A 19176-nucleotide genomic window follows, 5' to 3' on the forward strand; every position below is an offset into this window, starting at 1 on the left:
CGGACATGGCCGCGCACCCCTACGAGACCCATCTCGCCCGCGTCGCCCGCGCGGGGGAGCACGCCGGCTGGCAGCCCGCGGACGGCCCGCTGCCCGCGCTCTACCTCAGCCACGGCGCGCCGCCGCTGTTCGAGGACACGGCCTGGATGGAGCAGCTGTTCGGGTGGGCGCGCTCGCTGCCGCGGCCGCGGGCGATCCTGATCGTCTCGGCGCACTGGGAGGAGGCGCCGCTGGCGCTGACCAGCGCGGACGCGGCCGTCACCCCGGTCTACGACTTCGGCGGCTTCGCCCCGATGTACTCCCGCATGCGGTACGACACCCCGGCCGCCACCGAGCTCTCGGCGCAGCTGCTGGGCATGCTGAGCAGCGAGAACGTGCACCGGACGGGGCGCGGACTCGACCACGGCGCCTGGGTGCCACTCAAGGTCATGTACCCCGAGGCCGACATCCCGGTGCTCCAGCTGAGCCTCCCGACGTCGTCGCCCGCCGCGCTGCTGGAGCTGGGCGGGAAGCTCCGGTCGCTGCGCGAGGAGGGCGTGCTGGTGATCGGCTCCGGCTTCACCACTCACGGCCTGCCCTTCCTCACCCGCGAGGTCATGCGGGGCGAGGTCGAGGCGCCGGGCTGGTCGCGGCAGTTCGACGCGTGGGCGCAGGAGGCCCTCGCCCGCGGGGACGTCGACGAGCTGGCCGCCTACCGCGCCAAGGCCCCCGGCATGCCCTACGCGCACCCGACCGTCGAGCACTTCACCCCGCTCTTCGTCACCCTCGGCGCCTCCGCGAACCCGGAAGCCGCCCGCACCTCGGAGATCGACGGCTTCTGGTGGGGCCTCTCCAAGCGCAGCTTCGCCGCCGCCTGAGCCGCCGCCGACCGACTCGCGGGGGTTAGGTGAGGTGGGTGGTCAGGAAGGTCTCGATGCGGTGCCAGGCCGCTTCCGCCGACGCGGGCTCGGGGCCGAAGCCGGTGATCCTCGTGAGGGGGCGCAGGAATCCCGGGGCGTTGTCGCCGTCGTTGAGGAAGGCGTGGCTCGCGTTCGGGTACTCCTCGACGTCGTGGGGGACACCCGCCTTCTCCAGGGCCGCGTCGAGCTTCGCCGCGGCGCCGCGGAGCGAGAAGTCCTTGCCGCCGTAGCTGCCCACGACCGGGCAGGCGCCGGCGACCGCCGCGTCGAGGTCGCGGGGGAGCTGGCCGTAGTTGACCGACGACGCGTCGAACCCCCGCGTCGCCGCGAGCAGCGCGAACCCGCCGCCCATGCAGAAGCCGATCACCCCGATCCGGCCCGTGCAGTCCCCGTCGGCGGCGAGCGCCGCGCGGGCCGCCTCGATGTCGCCGAACGCCTTGCCCTGCCCCGAGAGCAGGGCCCGGAAGGTCGCCACGAGGCAGCGCCGGGCCCCGCCTGCCGAGTAGAGATCGGGCGCCAGGGTGACGAAACCCTTGCGCGCCAGGCGGTCCGCGTGTCCGCGCATCTGCTCGTCCAGGCCGAACGCCTCGTGCACCAGCACCATGCCGGGCCACGGGCCGTCGCCCTCGGGCCGGGCGCGGTAGCCCTGCAGGCCGGGCCGGATCTCGAGAGCGCTCACGCGAGCGGGCTCGCGTGCCGCGGCTGGTAGAGGCCCAGCTCGCCGCCGCCGGGGATGCGCAGCCTGGTCAGCAGGCCCCAGCCGACGTCCTCGATGCCCGCGGCGAACTCGACGCCCTTCGCCGTCAGCTCCGCGACGGTGGCCTCGACGTCGTCGCACATGAGGTACAGCTCGTGGCGGCCGGACTCCTCCGCCGGATGGACGGCGATCTCCGTCGGTGGGGCGGCGAAGATCAGCCAGCCGTCGTGGGCGTCGACGAAGGGCAGGCCGAGGACGTCCCGGAAGAAGTCCCGGGCGCGCTCCGCGTCCTGCGCGTACACGATGCTGTGCAGACCGGTGATCATGCGGGCACATCGTGCCAGGTCACGCGGTCCGCGTCACCGTCAGCGTCACCTCGCCGGAGTTGTTGCCGTAGAAGCCCAGGGCGTCGTTCGGGTAGGCGTGGAGGTAGCCCTCCCGTTCGATCTCCGCGACGGCCTCCTCGCCGATCGGGATCCGCTGGTCCGGGTCGGCCGGCGACTGCGCGGACGTGCGCGGCGACTCGTTCGCCACCTGCCCGACCAGGGACATCCACGGCAGGTCGTGCTGGCGCCGCGAGCCGACGAGGGCGGCCTCCGGATTGGCGAGGACGGCCTGCAGGCCCTTCTGCAGGCCGTCGAACAGGCTGCTGAACACCCGTCCGGACAGGTGCCACAGCCGCGTGTCGCCCGCGGGGCCGGACGGGTAGCCGGCGCTGCGCCAGTCGCCCTTGGCCTCGAAGCGGTACCGGCCGCCCGCGACCAGCCAGAGGCCCGTCTCGGTCCAGGCCGCTGCCCCGGCGACGGTCACGGTCGCCGACTCGCCGGGTTCGAGGGTGGTCGTGGGCCGGTATCCGGCCAGGTCGTGACGGGTGCGGGCACTCCGCGAGATGTCAGGGGCGTCGATCCGCGGCACGGCGCGCGGCCGGAGCTGGAACGCGATCTCGGTCGCGGCGCCCTTCATCCCGGCGTCGGCGCCGTGCAGCGGGCCGAGCGGGGAGGGATCGAAGCCCTCGACCAGGGCGAGGTCGAACCGCAGGCCGGCGACGGCGGCCTGCTCGGCCATCCACTCCAGCGCGACGTCGCTGAGCTGCGTCGACGGGTTCCCGCCACCGACGTCGCAGTGGTCGCCGGGGAACCACGCCTGCACCATGTCCTGGCCGGCGGCGGGCGGGGACCAGAGCGTCGGGCGGAAGGGGCCACGGCGCTCGTCGAGGGAGACGGCGTGGCGGGCGAAGGGGATGTGCGGGTTCAGCGCGACGTCGAGGAACTCGTAGCGCTCCCGGGAGTGCCCGAGGTCCGGGACGCCCAGGTAGGTGGGGATGCCGAGCGCGCCGACGGTGTCCCAGACGCCGACGAGGCGCACCGGGATGTCCGGGTCGCCGGGGGTGTAGCCGAGCGTGAGGCCCGCGTGCCAGGTGTCGTCCTGCGGGGTCCTCCCGATCGCGCGGTAGCGCCGGTAGGCGCGGCGGACGGCGTCGCGCCGCGCGGCCTCGTCGAGGTCCCGGCCGTCCGGTCCGTGCCCGTCGACGAGCCCGACGCGGCCGATCATGCCGGCGAGGCTGCGCGCGGTGTAGGCGCCGCGGCTGAAACCGAACAGGGCGATCTCGTCCCCCGGGCGCCAGGAGCGGACGAGGAAGTCGTACCCGTCGAGGATCGAGGAGTCGAGGCCCGCGCCGGTGAGGCCCGCGCGCAGGTTGGCCACCACGTTCCAGGTGGAGGTCCCGACGCCCGGGACGTAGTGGGCCGCCGCGTCCCCCGCGGCGGGCACGTAGGCCCCGCTCAGCCGGCGGACGTTGCTGTCCTGTGCCACGCCCTGCCAGGTCCCGTCGCAGCAGACGACCCACCGTGCCATCGACCCCTCCTCGTCGGGCCCAGGGTCGACCTGGCCCGGCCACCGACGGTAGTGCGGGAAGTGCGCAGTCCGGATCGGTGGGACCCGAAACCCGTTGGTGGGCCCGCGGCCGGCTCCGATATCGTTCCCGGGCGAAATCGTGCCGGTCACGGGCGGTGCGGGCAGAACTGTCGGTGGCCGTCGCTATCGTCGTCCCACCACCACGAGACGAAGGACCAGCCCATGTTGCTCAGCCTGCTGAGGCGGTATCTCCGCCCGTTCGCGGGCCCGCTCGCCGCGGTCGTCGCGCTCCAGCTCGTGGGCACGATGGCGGCGCTGTACCTCCCGAGCCTCAACGCGGACATCATCGACCAGGGCATCGCCCGGGGCGACACGGGCTACATCGTGCGCATCGGCGGCTGGATGCTGCTGGTCACGCTCGTGCAGGTGGCCTGCTCGATCGTCGCCGTCTACTTCGGGTCGCGCACCGCCATGGGCTTCGGGCGGGACGTGCGTGGTGCGGTGTTCCACCGGGTCGGCAGCTTCTCGGCGCGCGAGGTCAACCGCTTCGGCGCGCCCTCGTTGATCACCCGCAGCACGAACGACGTGCAGCAGGTGCAGATGCTCGTGCTGTTGACCTGCACGATGCTCGTCGCGGCGCCGATCATGTGCGTCGGCGGCATCATCATGGCGCTGCAGGAGGACGTCGGGCTGTCGTGGCTCGTCGCGGTCGCCGTCCCGCTGCTGGTGGTGTGCATCGGGCTGGTGATCGTCCGGATGGTCCCGAAGTTCCGGCTGATGCAGACGCGGATCGACGCCGTGAACCGCGTCCTGCGCGAGCAGATCACCGGCATCCGCGTGGTGCGCGCCTTCGTGCGCGAGCCGGAGGAGACGGTGCGCTTCGGCACCGCGAACCGCGAGGTCACGGAGGTGGCCACGGCGGCGGGCCGGCTCCAGGCGCTGATCTTCCCCATCGTGATGCTCATCCTCAACGCCTCGACGGTGGCCGTCATGTGGTTCGGCGCGGCGCGGATCGACGCGGGGGAGATGCAGATCGGGGCGCTGACGGCCTTCATCGCCTACCTGCTGCAGATCCTCATGGCCGTCATGATGGCCACGTTCATGGCGATCATGATCCCGCGCGCGGCCGTGTGCGCGGAGCGGATCACCGAGGTGCTCGACACCGAGTCGTCCGTCGCGCCGCCCCTCGAGCCGGTCCTGCCGGCGTCGCGGTCCGGGCGGCTGGAGTTCCGGGAGACGACCTTCCAGTACCCGGGCGCGGTGTCGCCGGTGCTGCACGACATCTCCGTCACCGCGCTGCCCGGCCGGACCACGGCCGTCATCGGGAGCACGGGCGCGGGCAAGACCACGCTGGTCTCCATGGTGCCCCGGCTGTTCGACGCCACCGGCGGTGCCGTGCTGGTCGACGGCGTGGACGTCCGGGAGCTGGATCCCGAGGACCTCTGGTCCCGGATCGGCCTGGTGCCGCAGAAGCCGTACCTGTTCTCCGGCACGGTCGCGAGCAACCTGCGCTACGGGCGGGCGGACGCCACGGAGGCAGAGCTCTGGGAGGCCCTGCGGGTCGCCCAGGCCGAGGACTTCGTGCGCGCCATGCCCGAGGGCCTGGAGTCGCCGATCTCCCAGGGCGGCACGAACGTCTCCGGTGGCCAGCGGCAGCGGCTCGCGATCGCCCGGGCGGTGATCAAACGGCCCGAGATCTACCTGTTCGACGACTCCTTCTCCGCGCTCGACCTCACCACGGACGCGCGGCTGCGGGCCGCGCTGCGGCCGGTCACGGCGGAGGCCACGGTGGTGATCGTCGCGCAACGGGTGTCGACGATCGAGGGGGCGGACCAGATCGTCGTCCTGGAGGACGGCCGGGTGGTCGGTGTCGGGAGGCACCGGGAGCTGCTGGAGCAGTGCCCGACCTACCGGGAGATCGTCGAGTCGCAGCTGAGTGCGGAGGCTGTCGCGTGAGCGAGGTGACGAGCGAACCCTCGGCCCGGTCCACCACCCAGGGTGCCCAGCAGGGCAAACCGAAGCAGGACGCGGACACCGTCTCCGCCGCGCGCGGGATGGCCGCGCAGCGCCGGGGCGGCGGTCCGCCGTGGGCCGGCGCGGGCCAGCCCACCGAGAAGGCGATGACGTTCGGCCCCTCGGCCAAGCGGCTCGTCGCGCGGCTGCGGCCCGAGCGGATCGGCGTGATCGTCGTCCTCGTGCTCGGCGTGGTCAGCGTGGCGCTCAACGTGATCGGCCCGAAGATCCTCGGCCACGCCACGGATCTGGTGTTCGCCGGGATCATCGGCAAGCAGCTGCCGGCCGGGATCACCGCAGCGCAGGCGGCGGCCGGGGCCCGCGCGCAGGGCAACGACACGATCGCCAACGTCATCGAGGCGCAGAACGTCATCCCCGGAATGGGGATCGACTTCCACGCCCTCGGCCTCGTGCTGGCCGGGGTGATGGCGATCTACCTGGGCTCGGCCGTGTTCGGCTACGTCCAGGGCTACCTGCTCAACGGCATCGTGCAGCGCACGGTGTTCTCGCTGCGCCGCGAGGTCGAGGACAAGATCAACCGGCTGCCGCTGAGCTACTTCGACGGCCGGCAGCGCGGTGAGGTGCTCAGCCGCGTCACCAACGACATCGACAACGTGCAGCAGTCGCTGCAGCAGACGATGTCGCAGCTGCTCACGTCGCTGCTCACGATCGTCGGCGTGCTGGCGATGATGCTCACGGTGTCGCCGCTGCTCTCGCTCGTCGCGCTGATCACCGTCCCCGTCACGTTCTGGCTCACCCGGGCCATCGGCAAGCGCTCGCAGAAGCAGTTCGTGGCGCAGTGGCGCAACACCGGCGTGCTCAACGGGCACATCGAGGAGACCTTCACCGGCCAGGAGCTGGTGCGGGTGTTCGGCCGCCGGGCCGAGGTGGAGGAGATCTTCCGGGAGAAGAACGAGGCGCTCTACCAGGCCAGCTTCCGGGCGCAGTTCATCTCCGGGATCATCATGCCGTCGATGATGTTCCTCGGGAACCTCAACTACGTGCTGGTGGCCGTGATCGGCGGGCTGCGGGTGGCCTCGGGCTCGATGAGCCTGGGAGACGTGCAGGCCTTCATCCAGTACTCCCGGCAGTTCACCCAGCCGCTCACCCAGGCGGCGTCGATGGCGAACCTGCTGCAGTCCGGGGTGGCCTCGGCGGAGCGGGTCTTCGAGCTGCTCGACGCGGCCGAGCAGTCCCCGGACCCGGAGGTTCCGGAGGTCCGCAGCGAGCGTCGTGGGCGGGTCGCGTTCGAGCACGTCTCCTTCCGGTACGTGCCCGACCGTCCGTTGATCACCGACCTCTCGCTGGTCGCGGAGCCGGGGCAGACGGTCGCGATCGTCGGGCCCACGGGCGCGGGCAAGACCACGCTGGTCAACCTGGTGCTGCGCTTCTACGAGCTCGACGGCGGGCGGATCACGCTCGACGGCGTGGACATCGCCCGGATGGCGCGGGCGGACCTGCGCTCGGGCATCGGCATGGTGCTGCAGGACACCTGGCTGTTCAACGGCAGCATCCGGGCCAACATCGCCTACGGGCGGCCGGGCGCCACGGAGGAGCAGATCCTCGCGGCCGCGCGGGCGACCTATGTGGACCGGTTCGTGCGCAGCCTGCCCCAGGGCTACGACACCGTGATCGACGAGGAGGGCACCGGCGTCAGCGCGGGGGAGAAGCAGCTGATCACGATCGCGCGGGCATTCCTCGCCGATCCGTCGCTACTGATCCTCGACGAGGCCACCAGCTCCGTCGACACCCGCACCGAGGTGCTGGTGCAGCGGGCCATGGCGGCGCTGCGGAGCGACCGCACGAGCTTCGTGATCGCGCACCGGCTCTCCACGATCCGGGACGCGGACCTCATCCTGGTCATGGAGGACGGTTCCATCGTGGAGCAGGGCACCCACGAGCAGCTGCTCGCTGCCGAGGGCGCCTACCACCGCCTGTACAACGCCCAGTTCGCCGGAGCGACGGCGGAGATGGAGTAGCTCTCCCGGGGCTCGCGCAGACGTCCGGTGCCTCGCACACCAGCCAGAACTGGTGTGCGGGTGACCGGAGGTGTGTGCGAGCGGCGTCGACGGGGCCTGGGCGGGTCAGGTCGCGCGGAGGCTGCCGATGCCGAGGTCCGCTCGCGTCGGCTCCTCCTGCGCAGGCTGCGGCGGGGTGACCCGCGGCGGGGGTGCGTCGAGGAAGTCCGCGGAGGGCGCGAAGAACAGCGCGCCCGTGACGGCCCGGGAGACCTCGAGGATCCGGTCCGAGTGGCCGGGCGGGTCGCCCACGACCATGCGGGTGAGCATCCGCTCCGTCACGCCGGGGTCCGCGGCGTAGCCGGCGAAGTAGGTGCCGAACTCGCCCCGCTCGATCGAGCCGAAGGGCATGTTGTCGCGCAGGATCTCCCGCTCCGTGCCGTCCTCCTCCACGATCGTGGTGAGGGCGACGTGGGAGTCGGTGGGCTTCTCCTCGTCGGAGAGCTCGACGTCGTCGAGCATCCGGCGGCCCACCGCGTGCTCGCGGGCCTCGACGGGCAACGCGTTCCACTTCTCGAGGTCGTGCAGGTACTTCTGCACGAGGAGGTAGGAGCCGGCGGCGAATTCCGGGTCCTCCGCGCCGACCAGGACGGCGGCCGAGGCGGCGGCGCCGGTCGGGTTCTCGGTGCCGTCCACGAAGCCCAGCAGGTCCCGGCGGTCGAAGTAGCGGAAGCCCTGTACCTCGTCGACCACCCGGACCGCGCCGCCGAGCGCACCGGTGATCCGGCGGGCGAGCTCGAAGCACGGGTAGGTGCGGGCCGCGCGCAGGTGCAGGACGAGGTCGCCCGGGGTCGCGGGCGCCCGGTGCCGCTCGCCCCGGATCTCCCGGAAGGGATGCAGCCGGGCGGGGCGCGGGCCGTCGAAGAGCCGGTCCCAGGCGTCGGATCCGATGCCGAGGACGCAGGTCAGGCCCTCCTCCGGCATCCGGAACCCGACCGAGCGGACCACGCCGCCCAGGTCCGGCAGGAAGTCGTGGACGGCCTGCTCGCCGCCGGGTTCGACGACGAGGGTGAGGAAGACCGCGCTCTCGGTGAGCGGGGCGAGCACGGGCTGCGGTTCGGGCACCGATCGGCCTCCGGGCGTGAGGGGAGCTGGTGCACCGGAGCCTGCCAGCCCCGACCCCGGCTCGCATCGCCCCGACCCGCCCCGACCCGCCCCGACCCGACCTGACCCGGCTGCCGCTCCATGTCACAGTCGCTCGGGGTGGTTCGAGGCCGGAGCCAACTTGTATATTCTGCAGAATCATTCCGGCATCATTTCCGACGCACGAGGGGTCCTGGCATGGCGAAGCTGAGCACCGAGGAGCGGGCCGTCGTCGAGACGGTCCGGGACTGGGTCGATCGCGAGGTCAGGCCGGTCGCCGGGGAGCTCGAACACGCCGACGAGTACCCCGAGAAGCTCATCGACCAGATGAAGGACCTGGGGATCTACGGGCTGGCGATCCCCGAGCCGTGGGGCGAGGCGCCCGTCTCGATGCCCTGCTACGCGCTGGTCACCGCCGAGCTCGCGCGGGGCTGGATGAGCCTGGCGGGGGCGATGGGTGGGCACACCGTCGTCGCCAAGCTGCTGTTGGCGTTCGGGACGCAGGAGCAGAAGGACCGCTACCTGCCGCGGATGGCGACCGGTGAGCTGCGCGCGACGATGGCGCTCACCGAGCCCGGGGGCGGCTCGGACCTGCAGGCCATGGCGACCGGTGCCCGGCCGGAGGGCGACGAGTACGTGATCAACGGGTCCAAGACGTGGATCTCCAACGCCCGGCGCTCGGGGCTGATCGCGCTGCTGTGCAAGACGGACCCGAAGGCCGAGCCCAAGCATCGCGGCATCTCGGTTCTGCTCGTGGAGCACGGCCCGGGGCTCACGGTGTCCAAGGACCTGAAGAAGCTGGGGTACAAGGGCGTCGAGACCTGTGAGCTGGTGTTCGACGACATGCGGGTGCCGGCGTCGGCGGTGCTCGGCGGGGAGCCGGGCAAGGGTTTCGGGCACATGATGAAGGGCCTGGAGACCGGTCGGATCCAGGTCGCGTCGCGGGCGCTCGGCGTGGGGCAGGCGGCGTTCGACGACGCGCTGCGCTACAGCCAGGAGCGGGAGAGCTTCGGCAAGCCGATCTGGCAGCACCAGTCCATCGGCAACTACCTGGCCGACATGGCCACCAAGATCACCGCTGCTCGTCAGCTGATCCTGTTCGCGGCGGAGAAGTTCGACGCCGGCGAGCGGTGTGACATGGAGGCGGGCATGGCGAAGCTGTTCGCGTCCGAGATCGCGATGGAGGTCGCGCTCAACGCGGTCCGCATCCACGGCGGCTACGGCTACTCCACGGAGTTCGACGTCGAGCGCTACTTCCGCGACGCCCCGCTGATGATCGTGGGCGAGGGCACCAACGAGATCCAGCGCAACGTGATCGCCGCCCAGCTCGTGAAGCGCGGCGGCCTCTAAAACCTCCCATTATGGAACCATAACGCGATAAAAGGCTCCGAAAATTCGCGTTATGGAACCATAATGCGCTGAGACGGGTCCGGAAAGCGCGTTATGGTTCCATAACGCTCTGGTGGGGGTAGGTGTGCGTGCGGGGGGCGACGAGGGTCTCCTTGATCGCTCTGGGGCTGGTCCAGCGCTGGACGTTGACGATGCTGCCGGCCTTGTCGTTGGTGCCGGAGCCGCGGCTGCCGCCGAAGGGCTGGCGGCCGACGACGGAGCCGGTCGGGCGGTCGTTGACGTAGAAGTTGCCCGCGGCGTGGCGGAGCCGGCGGTGCGCCTCCTCGATCGCCGGGCGCTCGGTGGAGAAGACCGCGCCGGTGAGGGCGTAGGGGCTGGTGGAGTCGACCAGGTCGAGGACGTCCTCCCAGCCCGAGTCGTACACGTGGACCGCGAGGACGGGGCCGAAGTACTCGGTGCTGAACACCTCGTCGTGCGGGTCGGTGCCGACCAGCACGGTGGGCTCCACGAACCAGCCCTCCGACGAGTCGCTGCCGCCGCCGGTCAGGACCTCCAGCGACGGCGTGTTCTTGGCGCGGTCGAGGGCGGTGCGGACGCGGGCGAACGCCTTCGAGTCGATCAGCGCGCCGCCGAAGTTCCGCAGGTCCGTGACGTCGCCGTAGGTCAGCGACGACGCGACGGCGGCCAGCTCGTCGCGCAGCGCCGGCCAGAGCGAGCGGGGCACGTACGCGCGCGAGGCCGCCGAGCACTTCTGCCCCTGGTACTCGAAGGCGCCCCGGACCAGCGCGGTCGTCAGCACCGACGGATCCGCCGACGGGTGCACGACCACGAAGTCCTTCCCGCCCGTCTCCCCGACGATCCGCGGGTAGCTGCGGTAGCGGTCGAGGTTCTCGCCGAGGCTGCGCCAGAGCGTCTTGAAGGTCGCGGTGGAACCCGTGAAGTGCAGGCCCGCGAAGTCCGGATCGGTGAGGGCGACGCGCGAGACCGCCAGGCCGTCGCCCGTCACCATGTTGATCACGCCGGGCGGAAGGCCGGCTGCCTCCAGGAGCCGCATCGTGTACTCGGCGGCGAGCTGCTGGGTCGGTGTCGGCTTCCAGACGACCGTGTTCCCCATCAGCGCGGGCACGGTCGGCAGGTTCCCGGCGATGGCGGTGAAGTTGAACGGCGTGATGGCGACGACGAACCCGTCGAGCGGGCGGTAGTCCATCCGGTTCCACTCGCCGGGGACGCTGCGGGGCTGCTCGGCGAGCAGCCGGCGCGCGTAGTGGACGTTGAACCGCAGGAAGTCGATGAGCTCGCAGGCGGCGTCGATCTCGGCCTGCTGCACGGACTTCGACTGGCCGAGCATGGTCGCCGCGTTGATCGTGTCGCGCCAGGGGCCGGCGAGGAGGTCGGCGGCGCGCAGGAAGACCGCGGCGCGCTCGTCGAACGGCAGCGCGGCCCAGTCGCGCGCCGCCTTCTTGGACGCGGCGACGGCGGCGGCCGCGTCGGCGTCGGACGCGTGGGCGGACACCCCGATCACGGAGGCGTGCCGGTGCGGCTCGACCACGTCGAACCGCTCGCCCGACGCCATCCGGCGCTCGCCGCCGATCGTCAGGGGCAGGTCGGGGGTCTCGTCCCGCATCGAGGCGAGGCGGGCTTCGAGGGTCGCCCGCTCGGCCGAGCCGGGGGCGTAGGTGCGGACCGGCTCGTTGACCGGCTCCGGAACGGTGGTGATCGCGTCCATCGTGGTCAGCTCCCGATCAGTGCGCGGACGAGGAATCCCAGGTTGGCGGGGCGTTCGGCGAGGCGGCGGGCGAAGTAGCCGTACCAGTCGGCGCCGTAGGGGACGTAGACGCGCATCCGGTGGCCCTCGGCGGCGAGGCGGCGCTGCTCGTCGGTGCGGACGCCGTAGAGCATCTGGTACTCGAACGCGCCGGGTGTCCCCAGCTGTCCGGCGAGGGCGATGAAGCGGGGATCGTGGGTGCCGACCATCGGGTAGGCCTCCCCGGCGAAGAGGGTGCGCAGGCACCGCTCGTACGAGTCGTCCACTTCGGACCTCGCCTGGAACGCGACGGAGGCGGGCTCGGCGTAGGCACCCTTGACGAGCCGGACCCGCCCGCCGAGCTCGCGGCAGTCGGACTCGGTGCGCCGCAACGCCGCCTGGACCACCGCCCCCACCCACGGGTACTCGACGCGCAGGTTCCCGACCGTCTCCAGGGTGGTGTCGACGTGGGTGTGGTCCTCCATGTCGACGGTCACGGTGGTGCCGGCCCGCTCGGCCGCGGCGCAGATCGTGGCCGCGTTGTCGAGCGCGAGCTCGCCGGTCAGGGCGGCGCCCAGCGCGGTGAGCTTGACCGACACCTCCGCGCCCGGGCCGACCCTGTCGAGCAGCGCGACGTAGGCCTCGGTGATCGCGGCGGCCTGGGCGGCGTCGCGGGTGTCCTCGCCGAGGTGGTCGAGGGTGACGAGCAGGCCGTCGGCGTTCAGGGCGGAGGTGACGGCGAGGGCGTCGTCGAGGGTCTCCCCGGCGACGAACCGCTCGACGACCCTGCGGGTGGCGGACGTGCCGGTGACGACCCTGCGCACGAGCGGTCGCCGGCTGGCGGCGAGAACGGCGGTCCCCAACATGGGTCCAGGGTGCCCGCGCCGGTGCTGCCTCAATACGAGCAGAAGGCAGAACATCGGCGCGGATTCTTCGTACACTTGTCTGATGGAGCTGCAGGACGTCGTCGACGAGGTCTCGCGGACGCTGGGCGAGCCGGTCGTCCTCGAGGACCGGGACTTCGCGCTGGTCGCCTACGGGGACCACCCCGGCGAGCTGGACGCCGTCCGGCAGCGGACGATCCTGCACCGGCGCTCGTCGGCGCAGGTCCAGGACTGGTTCGAGCGCTTCGGCATCGCGACCAGCGAGGGGCCCGTCCGGACACCGGACGATCCGGCGTTCGGGGTCGTCGCGCGGGTCTGCCTGCCGGCACGCTGGAACGGCCGCACCTACGGCTACCTGTGGGTGCTCGACGCCCACCACCGCCTGCGCGACGACGAGCTGGACCGGGCCATGCGGCACGCCGACCGGGCCGGGACCCTGATGGCGGGGCAGGCGCGCACGCGGGAGAACCTCGCCGCGCTCGTCGGGGACCTGGTGGCGGGCGATCCCGAACCGGCGGCCGCGGAGATCGACCGGCTGGGCGCGATCCGCCGCGAGACGCCGGTGCGGGCGGTGGTGCTCCACCTGGCGGCAGACCGCGACCGGCCCGTGGCACCGGTCAACCTCTGGCGGTTGCCGCGCTCGGTGGTCGCCGCGGTGGCCGACGACCAGGTCGTGCTGATCACGCCCGCGGCGGTGGCCGCCGAGATCGCGCGGACGGCCCACCGGCTCTACGCCGAGCGCCTGGATCCCGCCGCGCACCCGCGGCTGGTGGCCGGGATCGGCGGCGTGCGGCCGGACCTCGCGCAGGTCAGGGACTCGGTGCAGGAGGCGCGGCTCGCCGTCCGGGTGGCGCACGAGGTGCCCCGGGAAAGGCCAGTGGCCTGCTGGGACGCCCTGGGCCCGTACCGGTTGCTGGCCTGCGGGCCGCGGCCGGCGCTGCGCGAGGCCGCCGTCGACGCCGCCGTCCGGCCGCTGTTCGACCAGCCGGTCCTCGCCGAGACCGCCGCCGTGTACCTCGACCTGGCCGGCAACGCGGCCCGGACCGCGGAGGCCCTGTCGATCCACCGCCAGACGCTCTACTACCGGTTGCGCCGGATCACCGAGCTGACCGGCCTCGACCTGGCCGATGGCCGCGACCGACTGACCCTGCACCTCGCCCTGACACTGAAACCGCTGGTCAGCTGACGTCGTGCGGCACGGTCTCGAGGGGGACGTGCACGCCGCGGACCACGCCGAGCTGGACCGCCTGACGGCCGACGACGGCGTCGAGCAGCCAGTCCGCGGCGACACGGATCCTGTTGCCGGGCATGGACAGCAGGTGGTAGCCGCGGGTGACGGCGGCGGCCGGGAAGCCGGAGAGCGGGATGCCGAGCGGGTTGGCCGCGGCGTCGGTCCCGCCGAGCTCGACGACGAAGCCCAGGTCGTGGTGCTCGTAGCTCCTCGGGCTGCCGACGCCGAGGGCCGCGGCGACGTTGCGGGCGGCGAGCGTGCCCTGCCGGGTCGCGTGCTGCGCCGTCATGGCCGTGACCGAGCCGGGGCGGGTGACGTCCGGGACCGCGGCGACGTCGCCGCACGCGAGGATCTCCGGGTGACCCGGTACCGACAGGTCGGTGCCGACGACGAGCCGGCCCCGGTCCGTCGGTAGTCCCATGTCCTCGACGAGCGGATCGGGCCGGACGCCGACGCACCAGATCAGCGTGTGGGTCGGGACCTCCTCGCCCGTGGTGAGGCGGACGCAGGTCGGCAGCGCCTCCTCGACCGACTGCCCCGTGCGGACCTCGACGCCGCGCTCGCGCAGGACGCGGTCCGCGGTGCGGGAGAGCCGCTCGTCGAGCTCGGGGAGGACGCGCGGCGCGAGGTCGAGGAGCAGCCAGCGGACCGGGGTGTCGCGCAGCCGGGGGTGCGCCTTCGCCAGCTCGGCGGTGAAGCTCGCGGCCTGCGCGGCGACCTCGGTGCCGGTGTAGCCCGCACCCACCACGACGAAGGTGCAGCGGGACGCGCGCTCGGCCGGATCCGCGGCCGTGGCGGCCAGCTCGATCTGGCGGATCATGTGATCGCGCAGGTAGAGGGCCTCGGGCAGGCCGCGGAAGCCGTGCGCGTACGCGGCCACGCCGGGCACCGGAAGGAGCTTGTTGACGCTGCCGGCCGCGATCACGAGATGGTCGTAGGCCTGCGTGCCGGCGCCGCCCTCGGGATCGCGCCAGCTCACCGAGCGGTTCTCGACGTCGATCGTGGTGACCTCGCCGAGCACGATCTCGGCGCCCTTCAGCGACCGTGCGAGCGGGACGGCGACGCGGCGGGGCTCGAGGGTCCCGACCGCGACCTCGGGGAGGAGCGGGAGGTAGAGGAAGTGGTCGAGCTGGTCGATCACGATGACCCGGGCGCGGCCCTTCAGCTTCCGGAGCAGCGCTTTCGCGGCGGTGTGCCCGGCGAAACCGGCGCCGAGGACCACGATGCGGGGGAGGGGGCCGGTCGGGGCGGGGGTTCGGGCCACGGGCACAGCGGACCAGAGTCGGGGAGCCGCGGCAAGATGGACGTCGCAGATGTGTGTTTCGGGCTACCGGCTCTGCCGAATGGCGGGATTCGCCCGACGGGCCGACTCGCGGGAAGGTGGGGGTGTGGACCGACCCGCGTTCGTGCTGCACGACCACCGGAAGCCGCGGCCGCACTTCGACCTGCGGCTGGAGGAGGTCCGGGGGGCGGACGCCGACGGGGCGGGTGGGACCAGCGTGCTGCGCTCCTGGGCGGTGCCGCGGGGGCTGCCGGACGATCCGCGGCGCAACCGGCTCGCCGTGCCCGTGGCCGACCACGACCTGGAGCACCTGACCTACACCGACGAGCACAAGTCCATCGCCGACATCGGCTGGTGGGAGGAGCACGACCGGGACGAGCGGCGGATCGTGTTCACGCTGCACGGCAGGGAGGGCTCGCGCCGCTACGCCCTGATCCACACCGGCGAGGACTGGCTCCTGCACCTGACGAAGGAGCAACCCGAACGCGGCCGTGCTCCGCAGGAGGACGGCATTATGGAGCCATAACTGTCGTTTCGGGGCCGTCAAATGGACATTGTGGCTCCATAATGCCTGGTCATGGGTGGGATGCCAGGCCCAGTTCGGTGCCGGACGGGTCGCGGACGACTGCCAGGGTGCGCTCGTCGCCGTCGGGGAACGGGGCGGTGTGGTGGGTGCCGCCGTGCTCCGTCGTCGCCGCGAGGGTCCGGTCCATGTCGGAGACGGCGATCCAGAGGAGGGGGCCGGCGTCGGCGACCGGGCGGTCGGTGATCCACTGGCCGATGACGCCGGGGGCCTCGAAGCCGGTGCCGTCGTCGACCGTCCAGCCGAAGACCCCTGCGTAGAAGGCCTTCGAGGCCTCGACGTCGGTCGTGGGGAGCTGCAGGTAGCAGACCTGGCCGTGCTCGATCATCCGCGCTCCTCGAAGAGGCCGAGGAGGTTGCCGGCGGGGTCGCGGAAGCGGGCGGTGATCTCCGGGGCGTCGCCGCCGATCTCCTGGACGATCTCGCCGCCCGCCGCGCGGACCTCCTCGATCGCCGCGGCGCAGTCGTCGACCATGACGTACAGCAGCATGCCGGGGCCGTCCGCGGAGGCCGCCCTGCGCGTGGTCCAGGTCCCGCTGACCTGGCCGACCCCGTCGTCGAAGGCGGTGGAGCCGTCGCCGCGGGTGCGGGACCGCCACCCGAAGACGCGGGCGTAGAAGGCCGCGGACTCGGCGACGTCGCGGGCGGGGAGCTCGAGGTAGCAGATCTTGCCGTGGCCCAGGGTCGGTGCCATGCGCGGCTCATTTCGCTAGGGGGTGACCCCAGCTAATATCGACCGTGTGGCCGAGGAACGCAAGGTGCCCGACGACGGCAGGACCCCGCGCGCCTACCGGTCGCCCCGGCGCGCGGAGCAGGCCCGGCGGACCCGGGACCGGGTGCTCGCCGCGGCGGCCGCGGAGTTCGCCGCGCGGGGGTATGCGGGGGCGACCGTCAAGGCGATCGCGGCGGCGGCCGGGGTGTCGGTGCAGGCCGTGGAGCAGCGGTTCGGGACCAAGGCGGCGCTGCTCAAGGGGGCGATCGACGTCGCGATCGCGGGGGACGGCGAGCCGGTCGCGGTACTGGAACGGCCGTGGGCGCGGGCCGCCGCCGAGGCGCCGGACCTGCGGGGGTTCCTCGCCGTGGCCGCGCCGGTGCTGGCCGCGGCGGCGGAGCGGTCGGCGGGGCTGGTGGAGGCGGCGTTCGAGGCCGGGCGGCAGGAGGCGCGTGCCGACATCGTGGTTCGGGAGGGCGGGGTTCGGGAGGGCGGGGTTCGGGAGGGCGGGGTTCGGGAGGGCGGGGTTCGGGAGGGCGGGGTTCGGGAGGGCGGGGTTCGGGAGGGCGGGGGTCGGGAGGGCGGGGGTCGGGAGGGCGAGGCTGTGGGTGCCGGGCCCGGGGGACCCGGCCTCGCCCCGCTCGTCGCGCAGCTGATCGCGCAGCGGCGGGGGACGGCGGCCTGGTTGGTCGACGGGATCGCGGCCCGGGCTCCCCTGAGCCTGTCCCGCGAGGAGGCCGTCGACTCGGTGTGGGCGCTGCTGGAGCCGGCGCTGTTCACCCGGCTGACGCGCGAGCTCGGCTGGTCGAGCGCGCGGGCGGCGGAGTGGATGCTGGACTCCGCGGCCCGCCTCCTCACCACCCCACGCATCATGGATCCATAACGCAACCCAGGGCCGTCGCAATGCGCGTTATGGTTCCATAACGCACGCTGAGGACGTCGAAAATCGCGTTATGGTTCCATAACGCGATTACCGGAGGCCCTCCTCGAAGTGGGAGTTCTCCATGATCCCCAGGACGTTGCCGAAGGGGTCGACGACCGTTGCCGTGACGAAGCCGGGGCCGCGTTCCGTCACCGGCATCTGTTCGGTCGCACCCCTCGCCACCAGGTCCTTCAGCGCCGCGGCGACGTCCGCGACCGCCCAGAAGGTGATCGCGCCGGCCGGGGTGCCGGTCGGGTGCGGGGCATAGGCGGCGTTGACGATCCCGAACTCGTCCCGGCGCGGGCCGATGCGCCACTCGAGGTACCCGCCGTCCACCACGAAGTAGGGCTGCTCGCCGAAGAGGTCCGAGTACCAGGCCCGGGCGGCGTCGAGATCGGCGGCGAAGAAGTTGTGGGTGGCCATTCCGCGAAGCATGTCCGTCTCCCTCGGTGAGTGTGCCGACAGCCTCGCACCCCTAAGTGCTCACCTCTTGCACACTTATCGGGGCAGAATCGACCGCATGCGCGCAGACCGGCTCGTCGCCGTCCTCCTCCTCATGCAGGCGCGGGGTCGCGTGACCGCCCGCCAGGTCGCGGCGGAGCTGGAGGTCTCGGTGGCCACCGCCCGTCGTGACCTGGAGGCGCTGTCCGTCGCCGGCGTCCCCGTCTACCCGCAGCCGGGGAAGGGCGGCGGCTGGTCGCTGGTCGGCGGGGCGCGCACGGACCTCACCGGCCTGACGGCGGGGGAGGCGCGGGCGTTGTTCCTGCTCACCGGGTCCGGGGCGGGGGCGGCACCGGAGCTGCGGTCCGCCCTGCGCAAGCTGACGGGCGCGCTGCCGGAGACGTTCCGGGCGGCGGCGGACTCGGTCGTCCTGGATCCGGCGCGGTGGGGCGAGCACGGCGCCGAGCGGAGCCCCGCCGTCGACCTCCTGGCCGATGCCGTGACGGCCCGGCGCAAGGTGCGCTTCGGGTACGGCGGCCGGGAACGGCTCGTCGACCCGTGGGGGCTCGTGGACAAGGCCGACACCTGGTACCTGATCGCGGGCACGGACGGCGGGCGGCGCACCTTCCGCGTGGACCGGATGTCCGACCCGGAGCGGACGGACCTGGCGGCCGAGCGCCCGGCGGACTTCTCCCTGGCCGGGGCCTGGCGGGAGACGGTCGACGCGATGGAGCGGCACCGCTCCTCGGCGACCGCGACCGTGACCTTCGAGGAGCGGCTGCTCCCCGTGCTGCGGGCGCGGTTCGGGCGCCACTTCGAGCCGGTGAGCGCCACGCGCGCGCGGATCACCGCCCAGGCCGACCACGCGCTGGCCGAGCAGCTGGCGGGCTGGGCCGGGTACGTCGACGTCGAGGGCCCGCCGGAGGTCCGGGCCCACCTGGCACGGATCGGACGGCGGCTCGCCGAGCAGTACGGCAGAGTGCGCGGAATGGAACGCATCGAGGTCTCCCGCACCATCGACGCCGAGCCCGCGGCGATCTTCGCGGTGCTGCGGGACCCGCAGGGCCACGTCGCGATCGACGCCTCCGGAATGCTGCAGGACGCCACCGGCGAGCCGGCCTCCGCGCCCGGCGACACCTTCGTCGTGCACATGGACCGGGAGGCGCTCGGCGACCGGCCCGAGCTGGGGAAATACGACGTCACGGTGATCATCCGCAGCTACGAGGAGGACCGCGAGATCTCCTGGACGATCGACGGCACCGTGCGCCCGCCGATCGGGCACGTCTACGGCTACCTGCTGGAGCCGGACGACCACGGCACCCGGGTCACCCAGTTCTACGACTGGTCCGGAATCCACCCGGACTGGCGGGCCCGGGACATCTTTCCGATCATCTCCGAGGCCTCGCTGAAGGCGACCCTCGGCATCCTGGACCGGACTGTGAGGCGCGCCACCCGATGAGATGC

At 72.7% G+C, this 19176-nt stretch carries 17 protein-coding genes and 2 pseudogenes; 9 read left to right on the forward strand and 10 right to left on the reverse strand.

Annotated elements, in window-relative coordinates:
* Positions 1 to 5 precede the first annotated feature (5 nt).
* Positions 6 to 857, forward strand: a complete 852-nt coding sequence (locus ABD324_RS19815) for a dioxygenase family protein (RefSeq protein WP_344418973.1) — start codon at positions 6 to 8, stop codon at positions 855 to 857.
* 25 nt (positions 858 to 882) lie between these two features.
* Here ABD324_RS19815 and ABD324_RS19820 read toward each other — a convergent pair whose 3' ends face one another.
* The 3 genes from ABD324_RS19820 to ABD324_RS19830 are packed head-to-tail and all read right to left on the reverse strand — an operon-like array spanning position 883 to position 3450.
* Positions 883 to 1578, reverse strand: a complete 696-nt coding sequence (locus ABD324_RS19820; RefSeq protein ID WP_344418976.1) for a dienelactone hydrolase family protein — start codon at positions 1576 to 1578, stop codon at positions 883 to 885.
* Positions 1575 to 1922, reverse strand: coding sequence for a VOC family protein (locus ABD324_RS19825; RefSeq protein ID WP_344418979.1), 348 nt, complete (start codon positions 1920 to 1922; stop codon positions 1575 to 1577). The genes ABD324_RS19820 and ABD324_RS19825 overlap by 4 nt, the downstream gene beginning before the upstream one ends.
* A gap of 19 nt (positions 1923 to 1941) precedes the next feature.
* Positions 1942 to 3450, reverse strand: coding sequence for a DUF2235 domain-containing protein (locus tag ABD324_RS19830; protein WP_344418981.1), 1509 nt, complete (start codon positions 3448 to 3450; stop codon positions 1942 to 1944).
* A gap of 222 nt (positions 3451 to 3672) precedes the next feature.
* Here ABD324_RS19830 and ABD324_RS19835 point away from each other — a divergent pair, with 222 nt between their 5' ends.
* Positions 3673 to 5406: an ABC transporter ATP-binding protein gene (locus ABD324_RS19835; protein ID WP_344418984.1), complete on the forward strand. Its 1734-nt coding sequence runs from the start codon at positions 3673 to 3675 to the stop codon at positions 5404 to 5406.
* 98 nt (positions 5407 to 5504) lie between these two features.
* Positions 5505 to 7442, forward strand: a complete 1938-nt coding sequence (locus ABD324_RS19840) for an ABC transporter ATP-binding protein (protein ID WP_344419413.1) — start codon at positions 5505 to 5507, stop codon at positions 7440 to 7442.
* A 105-nt stretch (positions 7443 to 7547) separates the two neighbouring features.
* Here ABD324_RS19840 and ABD324_RS19845 read toward each other — a convergent pair whose 3' ends face one another.
* Entirely contained in the window at positions 7548 to 8546 is a 999-nt protein-coding gene (locus ABD324_RS19845) for a Dyp-type peroxidase (protein WP_344418987.1), read from the reverse strand.
* 216 nt (positions 8547 to 8762) lie between these two features.
* Between ABD324_RS19845 and ABD324_RS19850 the strand changes: the two genes are divergently transcribed.
* Positions 8763 to 9914: an acyl-CoA dehydrogenase family protein gene (locus ABD324_RS19850; RefSeq protein ID WP_344418990.1), complete on the forward strand. Its 1152-nt coding sequence runs from the start codon at positions 8763 to 8765 to the stop codon at positions 9912 to 9914.
* Between the two features lie 91 nt (positions 9915 to 10005).
* Here ABD324_RS19850 and pruA read toward each other — a convergent pair whose 3' ends face one another.
* Positions 10006 to 11640, reverse strand: coding sequence for an L-glutamate gamma-semialdehyde dehydrogenase (pruA, locus tag ABD324_RS19855; RefSeq protein ID WP_344418993.1), 1635 nt, complete (start codon positions 11638 to 11640; stop codon positions 10006 to 10008).
* A 5-nt stretch (positions 11641 to 11645) separates the two neighbouring features.
* Complete coding sequence (locus tag ABD324_RS19860) at positions 11646 to 12524, reverse strand: proline dehydrogenase family protein (RefSeq protein ID WP_344418996.1); 879 nt, start codon at positions 12522 to 12524, stop codon at positions 11646 to 11648.
* A gap of 82 nt (positions 12525 to 12606) precedes the next feature.
* Here ABD324_RS19860 and ABD324_RS19865 point away from each other — a divergent pair, with 82 nt between their 5' ends.
* Positions 12607 to 13728, forward strand: coding sequence for a PucR family transcriptional regulator (locus ABD324_RS19865; protein ID WP_344418999.1), 1122 nt, complete (start codon positions 12607 to 12609; stop codon positions 13726 to 13728).
* Here the strand turns inward: ABD324_RS19865 and ABD324_RS19870 are convergent.
* Positions 13721 to 15037 (reverse strand): NAD(P)/FAD-dependent oxidoreductase, encoded by a 1317-nt coding sequence (locus ABD324_RS19870; protein WP_344419002.1) that lies wholly within the window; start codon positions 15035 to 15037, stop codon positions 13721 to 13723. The two genes, ABD324_RS19865 and ABD324_RS19870, sit on opposite strands and share 8 nt — an antisense overlap.
* Positions 15038 to 15161: 124 nt before the next feature.
* Between ABD324_RS19870 and ABD324_RS19875 the strand changes: the two genes are divergently transcribed.
* Entirely contained in the window at positions 15162 to 15581 is a 420-nt protein-coding gene (locus ABD324_RS19875; protein WP_344419005.1) for a DNA polymerase ligase N-terminal domain-containing protein, read from the forward strand.
* Positions 15582 to 15630: 49 nt separating this feature from the next.
* Here the strand turns inward: ABD324_RS19875 and ABD324_RS19880 are convergent, their stop codons facing one another.
* Both ABD324_RS19880 and ABD324_RS19885 read right to left on the reverse strand, forming a co-directional pair.
* Positions 15631 to 15966 carry a VOC family protein gene (locus ABD324_RS19880; RefSeq protein WP_344419008.1) on the reverse strand — a complete coding sequence of 112 codons (336 nt, stop codon included), beginning with the start codon at positions 15964 to 15966 and terminating at the stop codon, positions 15631 to 15633.
* Complete coding sequence (locus ABD324_RS19885) at positions 15963 to 16331, reverse strand: VOC family protein (protein ID WP_344419011.1); 369 nt, start codon at positions 16329 to 16331, stop codon at positions 15963 to 15965. The genes ABD324_RS19880 and ABD324_RS19885 overlap by 4 nt, the downstream gene beginning before the upstream one ends.
* Positions 16332 to 16377: 46 nt before the next feature.
* On the opposite strand from ABD324_RS19885, the gene ABD324_RS19890 reads away from it, so the two are divergent.
* Positions 16378 to 17232 (forward strand): TetR family transcriptional regulator, encoded by an 855-nt coding sequence (locus tag ABD324_RS19890; protein WP_344419014.1) that lies wholly within the window; start codon positions 16378 to 16380, stop codon positions 17230 to 17232.
* A gap of 87 nt (positions 17233 to 17319) precedes the next feature.
* Here the strand turns inward: ABD324_RS19890 and ABD324_RS19895 are convergent, their stop codons facing one another.
* On the reverse strand, positions 17320 to 17706 hold the full coding sequence (locus tag ABD324_RS19895; RefSeq protein ID WP_344419017.1) for a VOC family protein: 387 nt from the start codon (positions 17704 to 17706) through the stop codon (positions 17320 to 17322).
* A gap of 85 nt (positions 17707 to 17791) precedes the next feature.
* On the opposite strand from ABD324_RS19895, the pseudogene ABD324_RS19900 reads away from it, so the two are divergent.
* Positions 17792 to 18685, forward strand: a pseudogene (locus ABD324_RS19900) (helix-turn-helix transcriptional regulator); the annotation flags it as partial.
* Positions 18686 to 18712: 27 nt separating this feature from the next.
* Positions 18713 to 19171: pseudogene (locus ABD324_RS19905) on the forward strand (SRPBCC family protein); the annotation flags it as partial.
* Positions 19172 to 19176: the final 5 nt, after the last annotated feature.

The sequence above is a fragment of the Pseudonocardia ailaonensis genome (assembly GCF_039531635.1).
GTDB lineage: Bacteria > Actinomycetota > Actinomycetes > Mycobacteriales > Pseudonocardiaceae > Pseudonocardia > Pseudonocardia ailaonensis.

Excerpts from the sequence above, each read along its gene's own strand:
- ABD324_RS19860 (WP_344418996.1), bottom strand. The coding sequence starts at position 12,524 with ATGTTGGGGACCGCCGTTCTCGCCGCCAGCCGGCGACCGCTCGTGCGC.
- pruA (WP_344418993.1), bottom strand. The coding sequence starts at position 11,640 with ATGGACGCGATCACCACCGTTCCGGAGCCGGTCAACGAGCCGGTCCGC.
- ABD324_RS19885 (WP_344419011.1), bottom strand. The coding sequence starts at position 16,331 with ATGGCACCGACCCTGGGCCACGGCAAGATCTGCTACCTCGAGCTCCCC.
- ABD324_RS19865 (WP_344418999.1), top strand. The coding sequence starts at position 12,607 with ATGGAGCTGCAGGACGTCGTCGACGAGGTCTCGCGGACGCTGGGCGAG.
- ABD324_RS19825 (WP_344418979.1), bottom strand. The coding sequence starts at position 1,922 with ATGATCACCGGTCTGCACAGCATCGTGTACGCGCAGGACGCGGAGCGC.
- ABD324_RS19840 (WP_344419413.1), top strand. The coding sequence starts at position 5,505 with ATGGCCGCGCAGCGCCGGGGCGGCGGTCCGCCGTGGGCCGGCGCGGGC.
- ABD324_RS19880 (WP_344419008.1), bottom strand. The coding sequence starts at position 15,966 with ATGATCGAGCACGGCCAGGTCTGCTACCTGCAGCTCCCCACGACCGAC.
- ABD324_RS19895 (WP_344419017.1), bottom strand. The coding sequence starts at position 17,706 with ATGCTTCGCGGAATGGCCACCCACAACTTCTTCGCCGCCGATCTCGAC.
- ABD324_RS19815 (WP_344418973.1), top strand. The coding sequence starts at position 6 with ATGGCCGCGCACCCCTACGAGACCCATCTCGCCCGCGTCGCCCGCGCG.
- ABD324_RS19835 (WP_344418984.1), top strand. The coding sequence starts at position 3,673 with ATGTTGCTCAGCCTGCTGAGGCGGTATCTCCGCCCGTTCGCGGGCCCG.
- ABD324_RS19830 (WP_344418981.1), bottom strand. The coding sequence starts at position 3,450 with ATGGCACGGTGGGTCGTCTGCTGCGACGGGACCTGGCAGGGCGTGGCA.
- ABD324_RS19850 (WP_344418990.1), top strand. The coding sequence starts at position 8,763 with ATGGCGAAGCTGAGCACCGAGGAGCGGGCCGTCGTCGAGACGGTCCGG.